The following is a 21,125-nucleotide window of genomic DNA, read 5'->3' as shown; positions in this document are numbered from 1 at the left end:
AACCGGGATTAAGTCCGGTTTCAAGGCATTGGATAGGTAGCAAGATGTTTCGACGTGGGAATTCTGGGCTGGTGCGCCCGCGCAGCCTGCGTTTTTACCTGATGGTTTTGGTCCTGGTGGCATTGCTGCCCATGGCCGGGGCGGCTGCGTTCGCCATGTGGCAGGTGGCCCAGGTGTACCGTGGTGCCTCTACCCACCAACTGCAGGAAAACACCCGTACCCTGGCCCAGGCAGTGCATACGGAAATGGCAGCCCGCACCACCATGCTCGAGGCCTTGGCCACCCTGGCCGCCACCGATGCGGGGGTGCCGCTGGATGCCGATGGCCGCCTGGAAGAGGGCATCATCCTGGCGCAAGCCGACAGCGACGCCAAACCCTCACCGATCACCACTCTGGAAGCCAAAGGCTTGCCGTCCGAGGTACTGGCCCAGGCCCTGGCGGCCCAGGAACGCACGGTGTCCAATCTGTTCATGGCCGGTGCCGATAAAAACAGCCCCCGGGTGGCCCTCAGCGTGCCGTACCGCACCCCTGGCGGCACCCGCAAAGTGCTGGCGCTGATGGTGTCGCCGCTGGAACTGGTGCGCTCCTTGCAGCAGCGCAGCGTCGCCTCGAACAACCTGGTGGCGGTGGTGGACGGCAATGGGCGGCTGGTGGCCCGCTCGTGGGATTCCGAGCGGTTTGTGGGCACCATCGTGCCCGATTGGGCGCTGCTCAAAGTGATGCAGACCGAAGCCGGGGTTTTTGAGGGCCGTTCGCTGGAAGGGCGGCCGGTGGTCATCAGTTTTCAGCGCCTGGCGCACACCCCGGGTTGGGTGGTCGTGGTAGGCGAGCCTTTGGAGCGCTTCAATGCCCGCTGGCACCGCCCCTTGGGGACGCTGCTCATCGGAGCCCTGCTGGCCTTGTGTGCGGCATTGCTCCTGGTGCTGTGGATGACCCGGGTGCTGCTGCGCCCGGTGCGGGCATTGGCGCAAAACGCCGAACGGGTGGCGGCCGACACCGTGGGGACCCACGCTGTGGGCCAGGCCACGGCCATCTTTCCGGTGGCCGAGTTTGAAGGCTTGCGCCAAAGTCTGGAGGGTGCCGACACCGTCCTGCGCGCCCGCGCCGAGGCCGAACACCTGGCCACCGAAGCCCTGCGCGCCAGTGAGGCCCGCTACCGCCAACTCAGCCAGGCGCTGTCGCAAGAGAAGGAACGCCTGCTGCTGGCCACCCAGGCCGGCGGGGTCGGCATTGTGGAGCTGGACTTCGCCGAAAACCGCTACCTCTGGGATGACCAGACCTACACCGTGTTCGGTTTACCGCACGGTGCGTTCGACGGCAGCGAAAAACAGTTGCTCGCCTGCGTTCACCCCGACGATGTCGCCGCCTTGGTCCGGCAGTGGCAAACCGCGCTGCGAGAAACCTCGGTGATCGCCAGCGAGGTGCGCATCGTGCAGCCTTCAGGGGCGGTGCGCACGGTGCAGATCTTTGGCCAGGTGCACCGCCATGCCGATGGCCGCCCCGCGCGTGCCATCGGCACGGTATGGGACGTGACGGTGGCCCGCGAGGCCGCCGACGCACTCACCGCCGCCAAAGAGGCGGCCGAGGTGGCCGAGCGCGGTAAAAGCGCGTTTTTGGCTTTCATGGGCCATGAAATCCGCACCCCCATGAACACCGTGCTGGGCATGACCCGGCTGGTGCAGCAAACCGAGCTGTCGGGCAAGCAGCGCAACTACCTGGACAAGATTGACGTGTCGGCCCAGTTGCTGCTGGGCATCGTCAACGACTTGCTCGACCTGTCCAAGATCGAAGCCGGCAAGATGGCCCTGGTCGAGGCCGAGTTCACCCTGGAGTCGCTGCTCGAATCGGTGTCGGTGGCGCATGCCCTGAAGGCCGAAGAGAAGGGCCTGGAAATCGCCTATGCCGTCCAGTCCGACGTGCCCGCACGCTTGGTGGGCGACGTGCTGCGGCTCAACCAGGTGCTGGGCAATCTGGTGGGCAATGCCGTCAAGTTCACCTCCCGGGGCGAGGTGGTGGTGTCGGTGGCGCTGGACGCAGAGAGCCAAACCAACGGCTACCTGCTGCGTTTTTCGGTGCGCGACACCGGTGTGGGGCTGGATGCAGCGCAGATCGCCCGCATGTTTTTACCGTTTTCGCAGGCCGACAACCAGGTTAGCCGCGACTACGGCGGCACGGGGCTGGGTCTGTCGATCTGCAAGCAACTGGTGGAGCGCATGGGCGGTCGCATCGGTGTTACCAGTACGCGCGGTCTGGGCAGCACCTTCAGCTTCACGGTGCCCTTGCGCCGCCCCGACGTGGGGGCGGTGCCTGCGTTGCGACCCAACGCCGCGGTGCTGCAGTACCGCCGCTTGCTGGTGGTGGATGACAACGCCAGCGCGGGCAGCATCCTGGCGCAACTGGCGCGTGGTTTTGGCATGGTGGTACAGGTGGCCGACTCGGGCCCTGAGGCGCTGGAACACTTGCGCGCAGCCTTTGATAAGGGCCGGCCGTTCGAACTGGTGCTGATGGACTGGCGCATGCCCGGCATGGATGGGATGCAGGCGGCCCGGCAGATCAAGACCGACCCTGTACTGGCTGCCGTGCCGGTGGTGCTGATGGTGACGGCCTACGCCCGCGACGAACTCCTCACCGAAGCCCAGGACATGGGCCTGGCGGGGGTGTTGATCAAGCCCGTGACCGAGTCGCTGGTGTTCAATACCCTGGCCGATGCCCTGGGCCAGACCTGGACCGGCCCCCCCGGCGAAGACGGCGAAAGCCCGCTGGACCTGGGCCGCCTGCAGCAGCGGCGGGTGCTGCTGCTGGCAGATCCATCTCCGGACCCGGACCAGGAGGCCATGGTCGAGTTTTTGCAGCAGATCGGCATGGAGGTGGATACCGTTCACGGCACTGTCCAGGCGCTGGCCCGGCTGCAGGCCGCGCCTTGCGACGTGGTGCTGCTGGCGCACCACCTGCCCGGCATGGATGGACTGGCCGCCGCCCGTATGCTGCGCAGCGACCCGCGCTGGGCCTCCCTGCTGCTGATCGGACTGGTGCACGCTGAGGCTGGTGTCTGCGCTGCCGGGCCGCAGGCCTGTCTGGATGCCGGCATGGACGACAGCCTGGCCCTTCCGGTGGACACCGAACAACTGGCCCGGCTGCTGGTGCAGCGCCTGCCCAAAGACGCGGCGCTGGCGGCACTGGCAGGCCTGCGCGTGCTGGTGGTGGACGACAACGCCCTTAACCGCGAAGTCGCCAGCGAATTCCTGCAGGCGGTGCGCATGCAGGTGGTGCTGGCTGCCGATGGGCAGCAGGCCCTGGAGTGTCTCGAACAAGAGCCCTTCGACATGGTGTTGATGGACCTGCAGATGCCCGTCATGGATGGCCTGACCGCCAGCCGCGAGATCCGTAAACAGGCGCGCTGGGTCAGCCTGCCGCTGATTGCGCTGACGGCGCATGACTCCCAGGTAGGCCACCCCGCCGCCGTGGCAGCGGGCATGGACGGCTATCTGCGTAAGCCGATCGACGAATCTGCCCTGTACCAGACCCTGTTGCAGTTTGCGCCCCTGCCACGCGCCATGCCCAGCCTGGCCGCCCACCCCCCCAAAGATGCCCATGACGGCCTGCCCGATGTATTGCCGGGGGTGGACCTGCGGCTGGCCCTGGTGCGCCTGGGGGGCCGCCAGGCCAGCCTGCAGCGTGTGCTGCGCGGCTTTGTGCGCGACTTTGCCGGCCTGTCGGCGCAGTGGCGGCCCCCCCGGCCCACACCCTCGCGCAATACGCTCTCGGCCCAGACCCACACGCTGAAATCCACTGCCCGTTACCTGGGGGCCGATGCGCTGGCCGATGCTGCCGTGCGCCTGGAGCAACTGGCACCACACGCCGCCGCCGAGATGCTGGCCGAAAGCGTGGCGGTGTTCTGCCGCCACCTGGACACCGTGGTCGACAGCGCCATGGCCCTGCTGGACGACAGCGGCTACGGAGCAGATGCCACCAGCGACAGCGTGGACGTGGCGACCTTGCTGGTGCGTATCGGCCAGGCCCAGCCCATGGTGGCGCAGGGCAACTACGCGGCTGCAGAGCTGTTGCTAGGCATCCGCTCCGGGCTGGCCCACACCGCGCTGGCGCGGCTGGCCGATGCCGCGCTGATCCAGTTTGAAGACCTGAACCTGTCTGCCGCCAGTGGCTCCCTGGAGTCGCTGGCCGAGGCCCTGGCAGACAAGCATGGAGCGGCCTGACGTGATGGATATGCTGTCCCTGCCCACCGTGCTGATCGTCGATGACGACCGCACCAGCCGCACCGTGCTGGCCGACCTGCTGCATGGCGAATGCCGCGTGCTGCTGGCCAAAGACGGGCCGTCGGCCCTGCAACGGGTGCGCGAAGAACCCGAAATTTGCCTGCTCCTGCTCGACATCGCCATGCCCGGCATGGACGGCTACGAAGTGCTGCAAGCCCTGCACGCCAACCCCCGCACCGCCCATGTGGCAGTGATCTTCATCAGCGGCCTCAACGACGCGCGCAGCGAAGAGCAGGGCCTGCTGCTGGGCGCGGTGGACTACGTGGTCAAACCCATACGCCCGGCGATTGCCCGCATCCGCATCCGCAACCACCTGCGCCTGATTGCCCAGCGCAAGGAGCTGGAACGCCTGGCCAGCCGCGACGGCCTGACCGGCATCGCCAACCGCCGCTCGTTCGACGAATCGCTGCAAGTGGTCTGCCAACTGGCGGCGCGGCGCAAAGAAGCCATCGGGCTGTCGATGATCGACGTGGACTTCTTCAAGCAGTACAACGACCTGTACGGCCACCCGGCAGGCGACGACGCGCTGCGCCGCATCGCCCAGGTGGTGGCCAGCTTTGCCCGGCGGCCCTACGACCTGGCGGCCCGCTACGGTGGCGAAGAGTTCGTGCTGCTGCTGCCTGCCGTGCCCGACATGGACCAGTTGCTGGAACGCCTGCGCACCGACGTGATGGCCCTGGGCCTGCCGCACGCGGGCTCGGACGTGGCCACCGTGGTCACCATCAGCATCGGTGCAGTCAACATCCGCGCCGGGGGGCGCCACGACCCGGCCCTGCTGCTGGAGCAGGCCGATGCCATGCTCTACCAGGCCAAACACCAGGGCCGCAACCGGGTGGTGTCCAGCGCGTTTGCATCGACTAGCCGGTTTTAGAGCGTGGCCAGTTTGCGCAGGCTGGCCACCGTGGCCAGGCAGGCCTGGGCCACTTCTGCACCCTTGTGCACGAAGTGGTCGCCAAAGAACTGCTGGTGCTCGGCGTGGCTGTGGAAGTGGTGTGGCGTGAGTACCGCGCTGAACACCGGCACGCCGGTCTCCAGTTGCACGTCCATCAGCCCCTGGACCACGGCGTTGGCGACAAACTCATGGCGGTAAATGCCGCCGTCCACCACCAGCGCGCAGGCCACGATGGCATCGAATTGGCCGCTTTGGGCCAGCTTCTTGGCGTGCAGCGGAATCTCGAACGCACCCGGCAGTTCCAGAATGTCAATGGCGTCGCGCGGCACGCCCTGGCGCGCCATCTCGGCCAAAAAGCCGTCGCGGGCCTGGTTGACGATGTCGGCATGCCAGGTGGCCTGGACGAAGGAGATGCGCAGGGGAGCAGTAACGGTCGTGGTCATAAAAGTTGTTGGCAAAAAATGTTCCCAACCCAGGACGCACGCGCGCAGACACAAACCGCCAGGGGCAGGTTTGCAGACGGCGCGTTCTCTTGCATCCGGACTTTAAGGCTCGTTAAAACCTGAACCGTCGGCTCCGGAATCGCACCGGAATCTGCTGACCCCTTGCAGGGCAAACCATGCAAAGGCGCTCGCGGGCTTGTGCATCGCTGCCATCACCGCCGGTGGGGAATTCCACCCCGCCCTGAGAACGCTGTTCTGCGCAGTTGTGCGCAGAGGCCCAGAGTGTAAGGGCAGGCTTACAACCTGTGCTTATAAGGTAAATAAGGTGCCTGTGCTTATCGGGTGGGCGTGAGTAGCTATATTTTGAATAGCGCTATGAAACCAGGAATTTGCGGCTATCGGCAGAGCTAGGCAGCCAGTCTTTGCTCTTCTTCCCAGCCCAGGCAGGCCAGCGCCACGGTGCGCGGCACCGGCTTTTCTCCGCTACGGTAGTAGGCCAGCATGCGGCGCGACAGGCCCAGCGCCTGGGCTGCGGTATCCAGGGTCAACTGGTGGCGGGCCATCCAATTCCAGATCGCCTCGTGCGATGTGCCTCCCGCCTGCTCGATGGCGCGGGCGCGCAGGTTGTCTGCCGCCAGCTCCAGCGCGTCGTCACCCGCCCACACCACGCTCGCCCCCCATTCACCCACCGCCGCCTGGGCAAAGATGGCCGGGGATTGCATGCGTGCGAGGCTAGGGTGCGCGGCGATGGTGGCCTGCAGGTTGACTTGCAGCGTGGCTCCATCGGCAAAGTCCATCTCCAAGCCGAAGGGCGGCAGCACGCGGACGGCGGTCAGGGTGAAGTGGGTAGCGGTCATGGGTTGAGTTCCTTCCATTGGGCAAATAGCTGCTGTTGGCGGGCTGCGGCCCAGGCCAGTGCTTCGGCGATTTCACGTGGGGCCAGCCTGCCGCGCAATATGGCCAGTGTGGCAATCTCCACCAAGGCATCGCGCCCATCCAGGGTGCGCACATGGAAGTGCGGCGGTAGATGGTCTGCTGCGTACAGGGTGATGCTGCAATTCGACAGCCGGACGAGCGTGGGCATGAAGAGATTTTAGTGCAACTATTGCACTTTTGCAGGCGGCTAAAATTTATAAAAAATAAGCTGCTTGCGCTTATTTCATAAGCGCAAGCAGCTATTAAAAGCATAGTATCTCTACGCCGTAACCACCAGGCAATTCTCCAGCCACTGCACGTGGTATTCCTGCAGCCCGTCCAGCCGGTAAGCCGGTGCGGCCAGCAGGTGCTGGGATGCCGTGGGTTGGCTCCAGCGGCCCAGCATCCAGGCACCGCGGGCAGTGCCTTCCATCGCGTCGATGCTGGCGTAGCAGGTGTGGCCGGGCAGCAGGGCTTGCAGCAGGCCCAGGAAAAGGCGGTTGTGGGCCAACGGGCCTTCGACCACCACGGTGGACTCGGTCGCACCGGGGCGCAGTTGTACCACCAGCCAGGCGGTGAGCTGGGCGCAGTACAGGGCGGCCAGGGCCGAGCGTTCGGCGGGGGCCAGGGCTTGCAATGCGATGGGCTGGCCTGCGCGCAGTACTTCGCCCGTGCGGTGCATGAAGGGGCCGCCCTGCGGGGCGAAGCTGGGCAGGGCGGTGGTGTGGCTGCGCAGCAGGGCTTCGGCATCTTCCAGCGTGCCCAGGTCGGCGGGGGCACCGTCCAGCAGGGCGGCGAATTCGCGGCCGCCCATGAAGCGGGCGGTGGGGGTGGCCTGGCCGCGCACGTTGACGTTGCACAGCATGTCGCGCTGTGCGTCCAGCGTGGCGGTAGGCGCATCGGGGGCCATCAGCACCGTCCAGGTACCGGAGGACACCACGGTCAGCTCGGCTGTGCTGGAGAGGTAGCGGGCCAGGCAGGCGTTGCTGTCGTGCACGCCCACCAGCACTTCGCAGCTGCGTGGCAGGCCCAGCGCATCGGTCAGTGCCGGGCGTACGCAGCCCAGCACCTGCCAGGCTGGGGCCAGGGGTGCGAACTTGGCGGCCCAGCCCTGGTTTTTGGCCAGGGGCGAAAAATCCTGCTGGTCCGGTGCCCACATCTGGGTGTGGCAGCCCAGCGACGACACCTCGCTGGCGGCCACGCCGCTGAGCCACCAGGCCCAGTACTGCGGGTAGGGCAGCAGGGTATGGGTGCGCGCCCAGGCCTCGGGGTGGGTGTGCTGCAGCCAGTAGAGCTGGCGGGCGGCGTTCAGGCCTACGGGCAGGTCGGGCGAATAGGTGATCTCAAACCCGTCGCGCTGGCGCTGGTAGGCGTGGTGCAGGGCGCTGGTCTGGTCGGCATAGGTGTCGCACTCGTAGTCCAGCGGTGGCCAGGCTAGGCCGTCGGCGGTGATGCCCACAAAGGCCGCGCCGTGGGTGCTGGTGACCACGCGGGCGCAGCGCGGGGTGAGGGCGCTGGCGGCCAGCGTGCTGCAAATCCAGTCGCTCAGGCCGCCAATGTCCAGCGCGCTGTAGCCCAGCGGGGAATCCACCGGCGCGTTCTTGCGGCCATGCTGCTCCAGTACGCTGCCATGGTCGTCTACCAGCAGCAGTTTGGCGTGGCTTTTGCCGATGTCGATGACGAGGGTCAGGTCCAACATGGGTTTATTCAAGGTGGAACAGGCAGGGTAACGGTTCCGCTACCGGGCTGCCGTCGGGATTAGTGCGCATCAGGTCGCCCATGTACGCCCACCAGCGCTGCATCACCGGATGCTGGGGCAGGCTGTGCATGCTGTGGCTGGACTCGCGGCGCAGCACCGCGAATAAAACATGGTGTTCTTCGTCCAGGTAAATGCTGTAGTCGCTGACACCCGCTGACTTCAGCAGGGCCACCAGCTCCGGCCAGATCTCGTCGTGGCGCTTTTTGTATTCGGCTACGCAGCCGGGGTTCAGGAACATGCGAAAGGCGATTTTTTCCATCTCAGGCCTTTGCCGCTGCCAGCCGCCCGCGCAGCTTGAACTTGGGCAGTACCATAGACACGATGAGCAGCCCGCCCACGATCATCGACATCACGATACCCGACACATTGGCCATGCCCAGGGCAAAGGTGAACAGGCCCAGCAGCAGCACCGCCAGCATGGTGCCCACAATGCTGCCGCGCCCGCCTTCGATGGCCACGCCGCCCAGGATCACCATGGTGATGGCATCCAGCTCCCAGCCCATGGCGATGTTGGGGCGGGTGCTGCCGATGCGCCCGGTCAGCAAAATGGCGGCCAGCGCGGCCATCAGCCCGGCAAACACAAACAGGCGCAGGCGGTAGCGGTCTACCTCGATGCCCGAGAAGCGCGATGCCACCGGGTTGGCACCAATGGCGTACAGGCGGCGGCCCAGCACGGTGCGGTGCAGCACCACACCTACGGCCACCGCGCACACCAGCAGAATGGCAAATTCAATCGGCACGATCAGCCAGGGCAGGTCCACCAGGTCGCCCAGGTAGCCGTTGCCCAGCACCGAAAATACCTCCGGATAGCCCGACATCGCCTGGTCGCCCAGGGCCACCATGGCCAGGCCCCGGTACAGCGACAGCGTGCCGATGGTCACCACGATGGACGGCAGCCGGTAGTGCGTGACCAGCCAGCCGTTCAGGAAACCGGCCAAACCACCGGTGGCCAGCGCTGCCATTGCCATGCCGGCAGGCCCGGCCCCGGCACGCATGGCAAAGCCCATGGCCAGCGAGCACAGCGCCAGAATGGCTGCAATCGACAGGTCGATCTCGCCGGTAACGATCAGCAGCGCCAGGGCCAGCGCCAGAATGCCTTTTTCGCTGAAGTTGAAGGTGCTGTCGGCAATGGCGTAGGGCGATAAAAACCCCGGCTGGATGGTGCCAAACACCACCACCAGCAAGACCAGCAGCCCCAATAAAACGCGTTCCCAGGTGTTCCAGGCTTTCATGCTGCCGCTCCCTTCAGTTCTGTTCTTTCCAAAATCAGGCGTCCGCCCCGGTGCTCGGCCCGCGCGTTCAGCGTCACAGACACCAGAATCACCGCCCCGGCAATCGCCTGCTGCCAGAACGGCGACACCTGGATCACCGGCAGCGCCGCGTTGACCACGCCGATGAACAGCACGCCTAAGCCCGCGCCCAGCACGCTGCCCACGCCGCCGCCAATGCTGACCCCGCCAATCAGGCAGGCGGCTATCACCGTCAGCTCATAGCCCGCCGCCAGCTCGGTGTAGGCCACCGAATAGCGCCCCACCCACAGCAAGCCCGACAAACCGGCCAGCATGCCCGACAGGGTGTAGACCAGCATCAGCCGCGACTTCACCGGAATGCCCACGTACTGCGCCGCATGCGGGTCGCCGCCCAGCGCATACAGCTCGCGCCCTTCGCGGCGCAGCTTGAAAAACACGGCGGCCAGGGCCAGCACCAGCAGCGCAAACCACACCAGCGCGGGCAGCCCCAGCCATTGCGCACGCGGCAGGCCCTTGATGGCGGCGTGGATCTGGTGGTCGGAAATCCAGGCCCCTTTGCTGGCCACAAAAATCGCCCCGCGAAACGCCGACAAGGTGCCCAGCGTGACCACGATCGGCGGCAGGTCAAACCGGGTGATCAGCCAGCCGTTCAGGCTGCCCAGCAGGGCACCAATGGCCATCGCCAACAGCAGCAGCACGCCTATCGGCACGCCCGGCATGGCCCGCCCCACCAGTGCGCAGACCATGCCAGTCAGGGCCAGGTTGGACGCCACCGACAGGTCAATGCCCCGGGTCAGCAGCACGCCCATTTGCCCCACCACCAGAATGGCCAGAATCGCCGAGTCGTTGGCAATGTCCATGCCGTTGCGCCAGCTCAGAAAAACCGGCGCACGGGCGGCTACCGCCAGCGCAATCGCCCCAATGATGGCCAGCAGCAGCCATTCGCGCCGGGCCAGAAAAAGCTGTTTCATGTTGCCAATGCCTCGTTGACGTGCGGGGTTCTGGCGGCAGATACGTCTGCGGCCGGGATCGGTTTGGAGGGGTGTGGCAGTACGGTCAGGCCGGATGCCGCCGCCACGATGGCCTCGGCATCGACCGTGCCCCGCGCAAATTCGGCCACCTGCAGGCCCCGGCGCATCACCACCACCCGGTGGGCCAGGTTCATCACCTCGGGCAGTTCGCTGGAGACCAAAATCACCGCCAGGCCTTGCTCCACCATCTCGGCAATCAACTGGTACACGGCCTGCTTGGCCCCTACGTCGATGCCCTTGGTGGGCTCGTCCAAAATCACGATGCGCGGGTTTAGCCCCAGCCATTTGGCGATCACCACCTTTTGCTGGTTGCCACCCGACAGGCCCGACAGCGGCAGATCGTGCGAACTGGTCTTGATGCGCAGCCGCTCCACCATGCTGGTGCACAGCGCCGACTCCTTGGCCTGCGACAGCCAGGGGCCGCGCGCAAACTTGGCCAGCCCGGCCAGGCTGATGTTTTGCAGTACCGAGAAGCTCAGAATGCCGCCCTGGCGCTGGCGCTCTTCGGGCACATAGGCCAGGCCTGCGGTGATGGAATCGGCCGGGCGGCGCGGCTGCAGTGGCTTGCCTTCTACCGTAAATTTGCCGGTGGCTTCCAGGTTCAGGCCCATTAGCGCCAGCATGGCCTCGCTGCGACCCGAGCCCACCAGGCCGTAAAAGCCCAGAATCTCGCCGCGCCGCAGGGTGAACGACAGGTTATTGAATTCGGTGGGGTGCGACAGGTTCTGCACCTCCATCACCACTTCGCCCGGCACCGAGTGCACCGGTGGGTAGATCTGGTCAATGGCGCGCCCGGCCATCAGCTTGACCAGGCTTTGCTCGGTGGCGTCGGCGATGTTGCCCGTGCCCACGGCGGAGCCATCGCGCAGCACCAGGTAGCGGTCGGCCACGGCAAAAATTTCGTCAAACTTGTGGGTGATGAAGATCACGCCCACGCCCTGGTCGCGCAGTTGGCGCACGATGCCGTAGAAGTCGCGGATCTCAGCCTGCGACAGGGCGGCGGTGGGCTCGTCCAGAATCACCACCGAGGCCTTTTGCGACAGCGCCCGCGCAATCTCCACCAGGTGGCGCTCGGCCAGGCTCAGGGTTTTGACCTGCGCCGTGGCCACAAAGCGTGCACCTATGTGGGTCAGCACCTGCTGGGCCTGGGCGTTCATCGCGGCCCAGTCCACCAGGCCTGCGCGTTGCAGGTGGCGGCCCATGAAAATGTTTTCGGCCACGCTGAGCTCTTCGAACATCACCGTTTCCTGGTGCACCGCCAAAATGCCCGCCGCCTGCGAGGCCCGTGCGTTGGCAAACTTCTGCGGCTGGCCGTTGAGCAGGATGGACCCCGCCTCAAACGGCACCACGCCGGTCAGCAGCTTGACCATGGTGGATTTGCCCGCGCCGTTTTCCCCAATCAGGGCCAGCACCTCGCCCGCCCGCAGGTCCAGGTCCACGTCTTTGAGGACGGTGACGGCCCCATAGCGCTTTTGGATGCCGCGCAGTTGCAGCAAAAAATCAGTCATCGCAGATCCCGATGTTCCAATACAAAGGGCAGCCCTACCAGGGCAGGGCTGCCCGCCTTTCCTCAGTCTCTATCCGGCTTAAAAGAACTTCGAGAATTTCTCGGTGTTGGTCTTGTCGTAGGTGAACGGCTCGGACATGGCGGCTTCGTTGTTTTCATCCAGGGTGACCGTGCCCACGCGGCCCAGCTGGATTTTTTCGCCCGGCTTGCCGGTGGCCTTGCCGCTGATGAACTGGCTGGCAGCCATCACCGAGGCGTAGCCCAGGTCAATCGGGTTCCACAGCGCGAACGACTTGGACGCGCCGCTGTTCACGTGGCCCAGCATTTCGGACGGCAGCGCCAGCCCGGTCACAAACACCTTGCCGACCAGCTTCTCGTCTGTCACGGCCTTGGCGGCAGCGGGTGCGCCGACCGAGGTGGGGGCGATGATGACCTTCAGGTTGGGGTAGCCCTTGAAAAGGCCTTGGGCTTCGCGGTAGCTCTTGTCGGTCTGGTCGTCGCCGTACACGGTGCTGACCAGTTTCAAGCCGCTGTTTTCCGGCTTGGCCAGCACTTTCTTCATTTCCTCGATCCAGACGTTCTGGTTGGTGGCCTGCGCAGTGGCCGACAGAATGGCGATTTCGCCGGTGTTGCCAATCGCTTCACGGGTCATGTCCACCAGCTTCTTGCCGATCAGCGGGCTGGCCGAGGGGTTCAGTTGCATCAGGCGACCGTCTTTGCGCACGCCGGAGTCAAACGACACCACTTTGATGCCGCGCTGCATGGCTTTCTTCATCACCGGCACCAGGGCATCGGGGTCGTTGGCCGAGATCACGATGGCTTTGACGTTCTGGGCGATCAACGAATTGATCACCTCAATCTGCCCTTCGGCGGTGGCCTTGGCTGGGCCGGTGTAGATGATTTCCACGCCTTTGAGTTCTTTGGCCGCTTCTTGCGCGCCCTGGTTCACCGCATCAAAAAAGCCGATGCCCATGGCCTTGACGACCACGGCAATCTTGTCCGCCGCCATGGCCGGGCTGGCCAAAGCCGCCGTCAAAGCCACTGCCAGCAAAGTTTTCAGTTGTTTCTTCATGCTTGTCTCCTGGAATTAAAGTTATAAAAACACTCTACGGGAACACGATGCCGTCGCAGGGGGCGGCGGCTCCGATGGGGTACACGGCTTAAACGATGCCGCTGCTGGGGCCGCTGGCCGGGCGAATCGCCGCCATGTCGGCGCGGTAGCCGCTAGCGCGGTAGGTCGCCACGGGGTCTACGGCACCACCGGCTTCCAGGCGGATTTTTTGCAGCAGCGGGGTTACGTCGGTGTGGAAGGCGGCCTTCAAGGTCTGCGCGGCCATCAGCACGTCGTTGCTGTCCTGGTAGCCGGTCAAGGCCACGCGGTCTACCAGCAGGGCCTGGGCGTAGCAGCGCTGCACGGTCACGGCGCTGGTCATCAGGCTCTCGATGGGGTCGGTCACGTTGTGCGACTGGTCCAGCATGTAGGCGGGGTCAAAGCCGGGAACTTTGCTTTGGGCTGCGTCCACCAGTTCGTTGAACACCAGGAACAGCTGGAAGGGGTTGATGCTGCCGCTGTCCAGATCGTCGTCGCCGTATTTGCTGTCATTGAAGTGGAACCCGGCCAGCTTTTGCGCATGCACCAGGCGGGCCACGATCATCTCGATATTGGTGTTGGGCGCATGGTGGCCCAGGTCCACCAGGCAGCGGGCTTTCTCGCCCAGGGTCTGGGCGGCCAGCAGGCTGGAGCCCCAATCCTGGATCACGGTGGCGTAGAAGGCGGGTTCGAACATCTTGTGCTCTAAAAACATTTGCCAGCCGTCGGGCAGGGCGGCGTAGATCTGGCGGTTGCTGTCCAGGTAGCGGTCGAACTGGCGGCGGAAATGGCTTTGGCCGGGGAAGTTGGCACCGTCGCCAATCCATACCGTCAGCGCCTTGCTACCGATCTGTTTGCCGATCTCGATGCACTCGATGTTGTGCGCCACGGCCTGGGCGCGCACGCCTGCGTCGGCATGGGTCAGGCTGCCAAACTTGTACGACAGTGGCTGGTTCTTCTGGTCGGAAAAGGTGTTGGAGTTGACCGCATCAAACCCCAGGCCGAAGGACTCGGCGTGCTGGCGCAGTTCTTTGTAGTCGTTCACCTTGTCCCACGGAAAGTGCGGCGACACGGTGGGCGTGCAGCGCACCAGCTGGTGGATCACGCCGCAGTCTTGCAGCTTGTCGAACACATTGCGCGGCTCGCCTTTGCCGGGGAAGCGGGCGAAGCGGGTGCCGCCGGTGCCCACGCCCCAGCTGGGCACGGCCACGGCGAACTTCGCCACGTCGGCTTTCAGTGTGTCGATATCTACGCCCCGGCGGGACAGTTGCTCGCCCAGGTTTTCATAGTCTAAATGCACTCTAGCGCTTGATTCATGGGCGTGAGAAGCTATTAATTCTGGAGCAATTTTTGTCGTGGTCATGTCTGTCTCTTTGGTTTTGTTTGATCGCCGAATTAACGCGGAAAGGCCGCAAGATTACCCGCATCCACGTTGATGATGTTGCCGGTCGACTTGGCGGCCAGGTCGCTGGCCAGGAAGTAGGTGGCTTCGGCGATGTCCTCGGGGAACACGCTGCGCTTGAGCATGGAGCGGTCGCGGTAGAAGGCTTCCAGCTCTTCCTCGCTGATCTTGTTGGCGGCGGCGCGCTCCTGGCTCCAGGCACCTGTCCAGATCTTGCTGCCACGGATGACGGCATCGGGGTTCACCACGTTGGAGCGTATGCCCAGTGGTGCGCCTTCCAGTGCAAAGCTGCGCGACAGTTGGATCTCTGCCGCCTTGGCCGCGCAGTAGGCGCTGGCCTGGGCGCTGGCCACCATGCCGTTTTTGCTGGCGATGTAGACCATGGCACCTCCGATAGCCTGGGCCTTCATCAGGCGGAAACACTCACGGCCCACCAAAAAGTAGCCGGTGGCCAGGATGTTCTGGTTGCGCATCCACAGCGCCAGGCTGGTGTCTTCAATCGGTGCGGCGGAAGCGATACCGGCGTTGGACACCAAAATGTCCACCCCGCCAAACTCCAGTGTGGCCTGCACGTAGGCGGTGATCACCGAGTCTTCGGAGGTCACGTCGCACACCATGCCGCGTACCACGTCTTTGCCGTAGCGCTTGGCCAGCTCAGTGCGGGTGGATTCGAGTGCTTCCACGTCGATGTCCAGCAGCGCCACACAGGCACCCTCGTTCAAGAAGCGCTCGACGATGGCGCGGCCAATGCCGCCTGCGCCGCCGGTCACCAGCGCTACTTTGCCGACCAAAGGCTTGGCCTTGGGCATGCGCTGCAGCTTGGCTTCTTCGAGCAGCCAGTATTCGATGTCAAACGCCTCTTGCTCGGGCAGGCCCACATAGGTGTCGATGGCATTGGCATCGCGCATCACGTTGATGGCGTTGACGTAGAACTCACCGGCAATGCGCGCCGTGGCCTTGTCCTTGGCAATCGACACCATGCCGATGCCGGGCAGCAAGATGATCACCGGGTTGGCATCGCGCAGGGCCGGGCTGTCGGGGCGCTTGCAGCGGTCGTAGTAGGCGGCGTAGTCGGCGCGGTAAGCCACCAACTTCTCTTCCAGCGCGGCGGCCAGGGCGGCACCTTCCAGGTTGTAGACCGATGCTTCCAGGATCAGCGGGCGGATCTTGGTGCGCAAGAAGTGGTCGGGGCAGGAGGTGCCCATCGCCGCCAGCGGGGCCAGTTGCACGCTGTTCACAAATTCCATCACCGCAGCTTGCCGGTCTACGTGCATCAGCTTGTGGCCGCTCTTCGACGCCAGGCCGCGTAGCACGGGCAGCACCCGGGCCAGCGTCGCGTCTTGCTCGGCGGTGGCCAGCGATGCCTGCGCCACGCCGCCAAAGGCCACGGCCTTGCGGGCTGCGGTCTCGCGGCCCAGCCAGTTTTGCGCATGGGCGATCACGCCCACGGTGTTTTCATAGCAGCTCTTGGCCGTGTCGCCCCAGGTGAACAGGCCGTGGCCCGCCAGCACCAAACCGCGCTGGGTAGGGTGGGCGGCCTGGTAGCGCTGCAGCATCAGGCCCAGCTCGAAACCGGGCTTGCGCCAGGGCAGCCAGCCCACGGTGCCTTCAAAAATCTTGGCGGTGAGTGCTTCGCTGTTCGCCATGGCGGCAATCGCAATCACCGCGTCGGGGTGCATGTGGTCCACATGGGCGAAGGGTAGGTAAGCGTGCAGGGGCGTGTCGATGCTGGCGGCGCGCGGGTTCAGGTTGAAGGTGCAGTGCGGCAGGTAGGCCACCATTTCGTCTTCAAACTGCGGGCCGCGGTACAGCTTTTGCAGCGCGTTGAGCTTGTCCATGTACAGGGTGCTGAAGCCGTCGAGCTTCATCGAACCCACATCGCCGCCCGAGCCCTTGACCCACAGCACGGTGGCATCCTGGCCGGTCAGCAGGTCTTTTTGCACCAGCTTGGCAGAGGTGTTGCCGCCGCCGTAGTTGGTGATGCGCAGGTCGGAACCCAGCAGGTTGGAGCGGTACAGCAGCAGGTCGGACGCATCCAGCGTGGCCGCATGGGCGTCGTTCCAGGTGGGGAAGGGGGCGGTAGTAGGTGTGGACATGAAAGCGGATGGGGGAATGGGAAGAGGGCGGGGTTGCGTTGGAGGCAAGTCTAGAAACAGCCGTGCATATCCACAACCAATGCTTATTGATGGTTTGGCAAAGTTTTTCTTATACTTGGGGCTGGCCGCGGCAAGGGTCTGCGCCCAGTGCCTGTAAGGCCGGAAATGCTGCGGTGCAGCTTAGGGAAATTCCTTGCAAACCACTGTCCCGCGACTCGATTTCGGCTTTTTTCCAAGGCCCGCATTGCGGGTGAACCCTGAATGAAAAACACCACCCTGCGCCAACTCCGTATCTTCGAAGCCGTGGCCACCACCCTGAGCTACTCGCGCGCTGCCGAGCAGCTGCACCTCACGCAACCGGCGGTGTCCATGCAGATCAGCCAGTTGCAGGAAGACGCGGGCCAGCCGCTGTTCAGCAAAACCGGCAAGCGCCTGCTGCTGACCCCGCCCGGCGAAGCCCTGCTGCGCCACACCCGCCGCATCCTCGACCAGGTGCGCATCGCTGATGAGGCCATGGCCGCCAGCCGCAATGGCGAGGGCGGGCTGCTGCACCTGGGCGTGGTGCCCACGGCGCACTACTTCGCGCCCGCGCTGCTCATGGCCTTCAAGGCGCGCCACCCCGGCATCCGCTTCAAGCTCACGGTGGAGCGGCGCGACAAAATCCTGGCCATGCTGCAAGACCACCAACTGGACGTGGCCATCGGCGGCTACCCGCCCAGCGAGGCCGACGTGGAAGCCGAAACCTTTGCCCGCAACCCCCACTGCATCGTCGCCCCGCCCAGCCACCCCTTGGCTGCGCGCCGCAAGCTCACCTGGGCCGATTTGCGCACCGAGGATTTCATCTTCCGCGAGCCCGGCTCGGCCACCCGGCAGTTTCTGGAGCACCTGCTGCAATCCCAGTCGCTGCAGGTGAATGTGTCCATGGAGCTGTCCGGCAACGAGACCATCAAGCAGGCCGTGATGGTCGGCATGGGCATCAGCTTCCTGTCCGCCCACGTGTTCCAGGTAGAGCTGGCCGCGGGCATGCTGGCCGTGCTGGACCTGCAGGACATGCCCAAGATGCTGGACTGGTGCCTGCTGCACCGCAGGGATGCCGTGCCGTCGGACCTGGGGGCGGCATTTCGGGACTTTGTGCTGGGGGATGGGGCGGGGTTTGCGGAGTGTCGGCTTAGCGGGCGGGGGTGAGGGTTGTGAGCCAAATTGGCACTTTGCGCTTATTCAGTGGGCGGGAGTAGCTATGGATTTTGTAGTGTGAGCGGATATGCTTAAGAATGAGCCGATTGATCCAATTTAAAGCATTGGCTCAAAATTTGCCCAGTATCGGCTCAAAATAGCATAATAGGCTCTCAGTTTGAGCCAATTTTGAGCGGATTGTGAGCCGATACATGCCAGCACCCCCGAAACCGACCGACCACGCCCTGGTCCAAGCCCTGCAAGCGCTCTTTCTGCAAGGCCACGCTTTGGTGACCACCACGCAGTTGGTGGAGGCGCTGCAGACCAGCCCGGCCACCGTTAAACGCATGCTGGAGCGCCTGCTCGCCGCCCAGCAAGTGGCCAGAGTGGGCCAAGCCCGCGCCACGCGGTACAGCTTGCCCGCACCAACACAAAGCCATGCTTCCAGTGGGCCGCTGTGGTCGGCAGACAGCCTGCAATTGCAGCAGCGGTTGGCCGTGCCTCTGGGTGCCCGCGAACCCGTGACCTACCAACGCAGCTTTGTCGAGGCCTACCAGCCCAACGAGTCCGCGCTGCTGCCCGCCAGCCTGTCCGCAGAGCTGGCCCAACTTGGCCGTATGCAGGGCCAGCAACCCGCAGGCACCTATGCCCGCAAAGTGCTGGAGCCGCTGTTGATCGACTTATCGTGGGCATCGTCCCGGCTGGAGGGCAACCGCTACAGCCTGCTGGCCACTGAAGAGCTGTTCAAGAGCGGTGTGGCCGGTGGCGACATGGATGCCGTCATGCTGCTCAACCATAAAAGCGCCATTGAATTCCTGGTAGACGCGGTGCCCAGCTACGGCTTGTCCATGGGCTTGGTGCGCAACCTGCATTCCGTGCTGATGCGCGACCTGCTGCCCGATAGCAGTGCCCTGGGCACCATCCGCAGCAAGGTGGTCAATATCTCCGACACCGTCTACGTGCCGTCGCAAGTGCCCACGGTGCTGCAAGAGATGCTGGAGGCCATCCTCCACAAGGCCCAGCAGACCAAGAACCCCATCGAAGCTGCCTTTTTCTTGTGGTTGAACCTGGCGTACCTGCAGCCCTTTGACGACGGCAATAAACGCGTCAGCCGCCTGGCAGCCAACATCCCGCTCATGCTCTACAACCAGGCCCCCTTGTCCTTTCTGGACGTGGCCCCGCAGGACTACGCCAGCGCAGTGCTGGGCGTGTACGAATTCAGAGACGTGGCCATGGCCGTGGACCTGTTCGACTGGACCTACCGCCGGTCCATTAAAAAGTACACCGTGGTGCTGGAGTCCATGGGCGGGCCCGACCCCGTGCGCCTGCGCTACCGCGAAATGCTGAACGAGGCGATTGGGCTGGTGGTGGGGGACAAATATCCGCTGCAAGCGGCCTTGGACCAGTTGCAAGCCACAGAGGCCACCGCGCCGGGGTTTCGGGATTTGCTGGTGAGGGAGTTGGGTAGCCTGGAGGTGTTCAACTGCGCGCGCTACCGGCTGGGGATGGCGCAGACGGAGGCTTGGATTGCGGCGGGGCGGTGGGGGTGAGTGCGGTTCTACACATTTACTCGAATTTATTAAATAAAAAATATTATTAATTTACTTGTATATCTGGTGTTAATTTATTGCGTGATTAGTTTAATAAATCAAGAATTTTTTTAAAATCTTCATCTGCAATATTTTTAAATAAAGTATTTTTTACATCTATATCGAAATGTATGGCGTTATTTTTTCTTTGATAATTATGGGTTTGGAGACCCGTCCAGAGAAGTGCCAATGATTTATCTTCCGTAAGTAAGACTACTCTTTGATCTGGAAAGTCAGCAATTAGCCCAATTAGCAGATCCAGTGAGCGTAGGTCACAGAGTACGTTGTAGGCATCTTTTTCAGTGAAATGCTTCTTTGGCTTTATAAGTTTTTTGGCGGGATTCGTAGCTTGATTCTCAGAGGATGCGCTTAGCACTGTGAGTATTAATATTGATGCCCTGCTTATGTCATATTTGTCTGCGTAATTTATGATACTTTCCCATACCTTTTGAAGATTTTTTCTGCTAATTGACGGGGCGAGTAATGGGGCTATTTTTATTAAGAATTTCTTTTTTCGAATGAATCCCTCTGCTGTATCGCTAATAATCCCTAGGAGACCTTGGATAGCCGATTTTTTGTCCGGAATAATAATTGCGGCAGGTAAGGCTTCAAGAATTTTTTTGCTCGCCCTATCAAAAAGTTCTGATAATTCTTCGGCGGTTGGATTTTTTGTTCCATTGTTTCCTTCTAGCGCATAAAGCAGCGGATTTATACTAATAGGGTGATCGGCGACAAAATCAAGAAAATCTGTCGATTGACTCTTTTTTGAAAATCCACCTAAAAAATGACTGCGTATCGCTGCTACAGTACAGCGGTCGGGCAGTAAAATGCTATCATTCACTGCCAAACCAGAAGGAAGCCATCCGCCATTAATTAAGCCAATGATTTTAGAGCCACGATTGCTATTTAATGTTGCTGAAATATTGTATGAGAGGTTGGGGTCAAAATCAGTGAATTCATTTTTTTCAATCACAACTCCTTTTAGGTTTAGTGGAAATTCGATGGGTTGATCCAAAGATTTAATTATCTTGGATAGATCTTCAAAGCCTAAGGGGTCCACCTCGCCCTCACTTATAGAGATTTTTTTCTGAGAACTATTTTCTACGTATGTCATGGAAATTTTTGACATAATTAATTGAGTTATAAGTTTATTATTAAAATTTATGTGATTAAAGCGGTGATGTTAAATATATTATTTTTTAAGCTATTTTGGTACCCTTGCGTATTTAAATAGATTACGCATCCTGAGTTTTTGAAAAATCACTTGATTTTTGCTTGGTCGAACGCGTATGGCGGGCGTTCACCACGGTGCGCGACTCTTCCATCGCAGCCTGCGTCTCAGCGTTAGGCACATTGAACTCTTGCACTACGGCTTCCGGCTCTGCCGACGGCAGCCCCTCCACCCGCAACTCTCCCCCCAGCGCATGCAGCACCCGCAAAATATGCTCCAGCCGCAGCGTGGGCTTGCCCGCCTCCATCTCCACCACAAAGCGCACGCCCACACCTGCGGCCAGGGCCAGTTGCGGCTGGGTCAGGCCGAGCTGTTTGCGGGCGGCGCGGGTGGCGACGCCGAGGGCGGCGGGGGAGGGGATGGCGGTCATGCTAATTTCCTGTTCGGGAAATTATGGAGCTAAATCGGTGAAATGGCAAATAAATGCCCCGTTCGGGAAATTAAAGGTTAGATAGGCAATTTTTTACAAAAAT

Annotated in this window: 17 protein-coding genes and 1 riboswitch; of the genes, 4 read left to right on the top strand and 13 right to left on the bottom strand. The window is 62.7% G+C overall.

Annotated elements, in window-relative coordinates; all coding sequences use genetic code 11:
* The first annotated feature begins 101 nt into the window (after window positions 1-101).
* Complete coding sequence (locus tag AC097O_RS05510; protein WP_479591853.1) at window positions 102-4,214, top strand: response regulator; 4,113 nt, start codon at window positions 102-104, stop codon at window positions 4,212-4,214.
* The gene (locus AC097O_RS05505) at window positions 4,201-5,145 is read left to right on the top strand and encodes a diguanylate cyclase domain-containing protein (protein WP_479591852.1); all 945 of its coding nucleotides are present in this window, start codon (window positions 4,201-4,203) and stop codon (window positions 5,143-5,145) included. Before AC097O_RS05510 ends, AC097O_RS05505 begins: the two co-directional genes overlap by 14 nt.
* Here AC097O_RS05505 and AC097O_RS05500 read toward each other — a convergent pair.
* The 11 genes from AC097O_RS05500 to AC097O_RS05450 all read right to left on the bottom strand — a co-directional run bounded on the left by AC097O_RS05500 (window position 5,142) and on the right by AC097O_RS05450 (window position 16,659).
* Window positions 5,142-5,609, bottom strand: a complete 468-nt coding sequence (locus tag AC097O_RS05500; protein ID WP_479591851.1) for a 6,7-dimethyl-8-ribityllumazine synthase — start codon at window positions 5,607-5,609, stop codon at window positions 5,142-5,144. The genes AC097O_RS05505 and AC097O_RS05500 overlap by 4 nt on opposite strands.
* A gap of 79 nt (window positions 5,610-5,688) precedes the next feature.
* Window positions 5,689-5,862, bottom strand: a riboswitch (FMN riboswitch).
* Between the two features lie 154 nt (window positions 5,863-6,016).
* Complete coding sequence (locus AC097O_RS05495; RefSeq protein ID WP_479591850.1) at window positions 6,017-6,466, bottom strand: DUF2442 domain-containing protein; 450 nt, start codon at window positions 6,464-6,466, stop codon at window positions 6,017-6,019.
* Complete coding sequence (locus AC097O_RS05490) at window positions 6,463-6,693, bottom strand: DUF4160 domain-containing protein (RefSeq protein ID WP_479591849.1); 231 nt, start codon at window positions 6,691-6,693, stop codon at window positions 6,463-6,465. Before AC097O_RS05490 ends, AC097O_RS05495 begins: the two co-directional genes overlap by 4 nt.
* Before the next feature lie 111 nt (window positions 6,694-6,804).
* A complete protein-coding gene (locus AC097O_RS05485) occupies window positions 6,805-8,223 on the bottom strand; it encodes an FGGY-family carbohydrate kinase (RefSeq protein ID WP_479591848.1) in 1,419 nt (472 codons plus the stop codon).
* 4 nt (window positions 8,224-8,227) lie between these two features.
* Window positions 8,228-8,542 carry an L-rhamnose mutarotase gene (gene rhaM / locus AC097O_RS05480; RefSeq protein WP_479591847.1) on the bottom strand — a complete coding sequence of 105 codons (315 nt, stop codon included), beginning with the start codon at window positions 8,540-8,542 and terminating at the stop codon, window positions 8,228-8,230.
* A gap of 1 nt (window position 8,543) precedes the next feature.
* Entirely contained in the window at window positions 8,544-9,515 is a 972-nt protein-coding gene (locus AC097O_RS05475; RefSeq protein WP_479591846.1) for an ABC transporter permease, read from the bottom strand.
* Window positions 9,512-10,504 (bottom strand): ABC transporter permease, encoded by a 993-nt coding sequence (locus tag AC097O_RS05470; protein WP_479591845.1) that lies wholly within the window; start codon window positions 10,502-10,504, stop codon window positions 9,512-9,514. The genes AC097O_RS05475 and AC097O_RS05470 overlap by 4 nt, the downstream gene beginning before the upstream one ends.
* Entirely contained in the window at window positions 10,501-12,072 is a 1,572-nt protein-coding gene (locus tag AC097O_RS05465) for a sugar ABC transporter ATP-binding protein (RefSeq protein WP_479591844.1), read from the bottom strand. The genes AC097O_RS05470 and AC097O_RS05465 overlap by 4 nt, the downstream gene beginning before the upstream one ends.
* A 78-nt stretch (window positions 12,073-12,150) precedes the next feature.
* On the bottom strand, window positions 12,151-13,143 hold the full coding sequence (gene rhaS / locus AC097O_RS05460) for a rhamnose ABC transporter substrate-binding protein (protein ID WP_479591843.1): 993 nt from the start codon (window positions 13,141-13,143) through the stop codon (window positions 12,151-12,153).
* Between the two features lie 88 nt (window positions 13,144-13,231).
* Window positions 13,232-14,524 carry an L-rhamnose catabolism isomerase gene (rhaI, locus tag AC097O_RS05455; RefSeq protein WP_479591842.1) on the bottom strand — a complete coding sequence of 431 codons (1,293 nt, stop codon included), beginning with the start codon at window positions 14,522-14,524 and terminating at the stop codon, window positions 13,232-13,234.
* A gap of 32 nt (window positions 14,525-14,556) precedes the next feature.
* Window positions 14,557-16,659 (bottom strand): bifunctional rhamnulose-1-phosphate aldolase/short-chain dehydrogenase, encoded by a 2,103-nt coding sequence (locus AC097O_RS05450; protein WP_479591841.1) that lies wholly within the window; start codon window positions 16,657-16,659, stop codon window positions 14,557-14,559.
* Window positions 16,660-16,920: 261 nt separating this feature from the next.
* Between AC097O_RS05450 and AC097O_RS05445 the strand changes: the two genes are divergently transcribed.
* Window positions 16,921-17,844: a LysR substrate-binding domain-containing protein gene (locus tag AC097O_RS05445; RefSeq protein WP_479591840.1), complete on the top strand. Its 924-nt coding sequence runs from the start codon at window positions 16,921-16,923 to the stop codon at window positions 17,842-17,844.
* A 200-nt stretch (window positions 17,845-18,044) separates the two neighbouring features.
* Window positions 18,045-19,382, top strand: coding sequence for a Fic family protein (locus AC097O_RS05440; protein ID WP_479591839.1), 1,338 nt, complete (start codon window positions 18,045-18,047; stop codon window positions 19,380-19,382).
* Between the two features lie 85 nt (window positions 19,383-19,467).
* Here the strand turns inward: AC097O_RS05440 and AC097O_RS05435 are convergent, their stop codons facing one another.
* Window positions 19,468-20,535 carry a hypothetical protein gene (locus AC097O_RS05435; protein ID WP_479591838.1) on the bottom strand — a complete coding sequence of 356 codons (1,068 nt, stop codon included), beginning with the start codon at window positions 20,533-20,535 and terminating at the stop codon, window positions 19,468-19,470.
* Between the two features lie 121 nt (window positions 20,536-20,656).
* A complete protein-coding gene (locus AC097O_RS05430) occupies window positions 20,657-21,022 on the bottom strand; it encodes a helix-turn-helix transcriptional regulator (RefSeq protein WP_479591837.1) in 366 nt (121 codons plus the stop codon).
* Window positions 21,023-21,125: the final 103 nt, after the last annotated feature.

Source organism: Rhodoferax sp. LS1P39 (assembly GCF_056521425.1).
The sequence above is the reverse complement of the archived record's forward strand: the minus strand, read 5'-3'. Positions and strand labels throughout refer to the sequence as shown.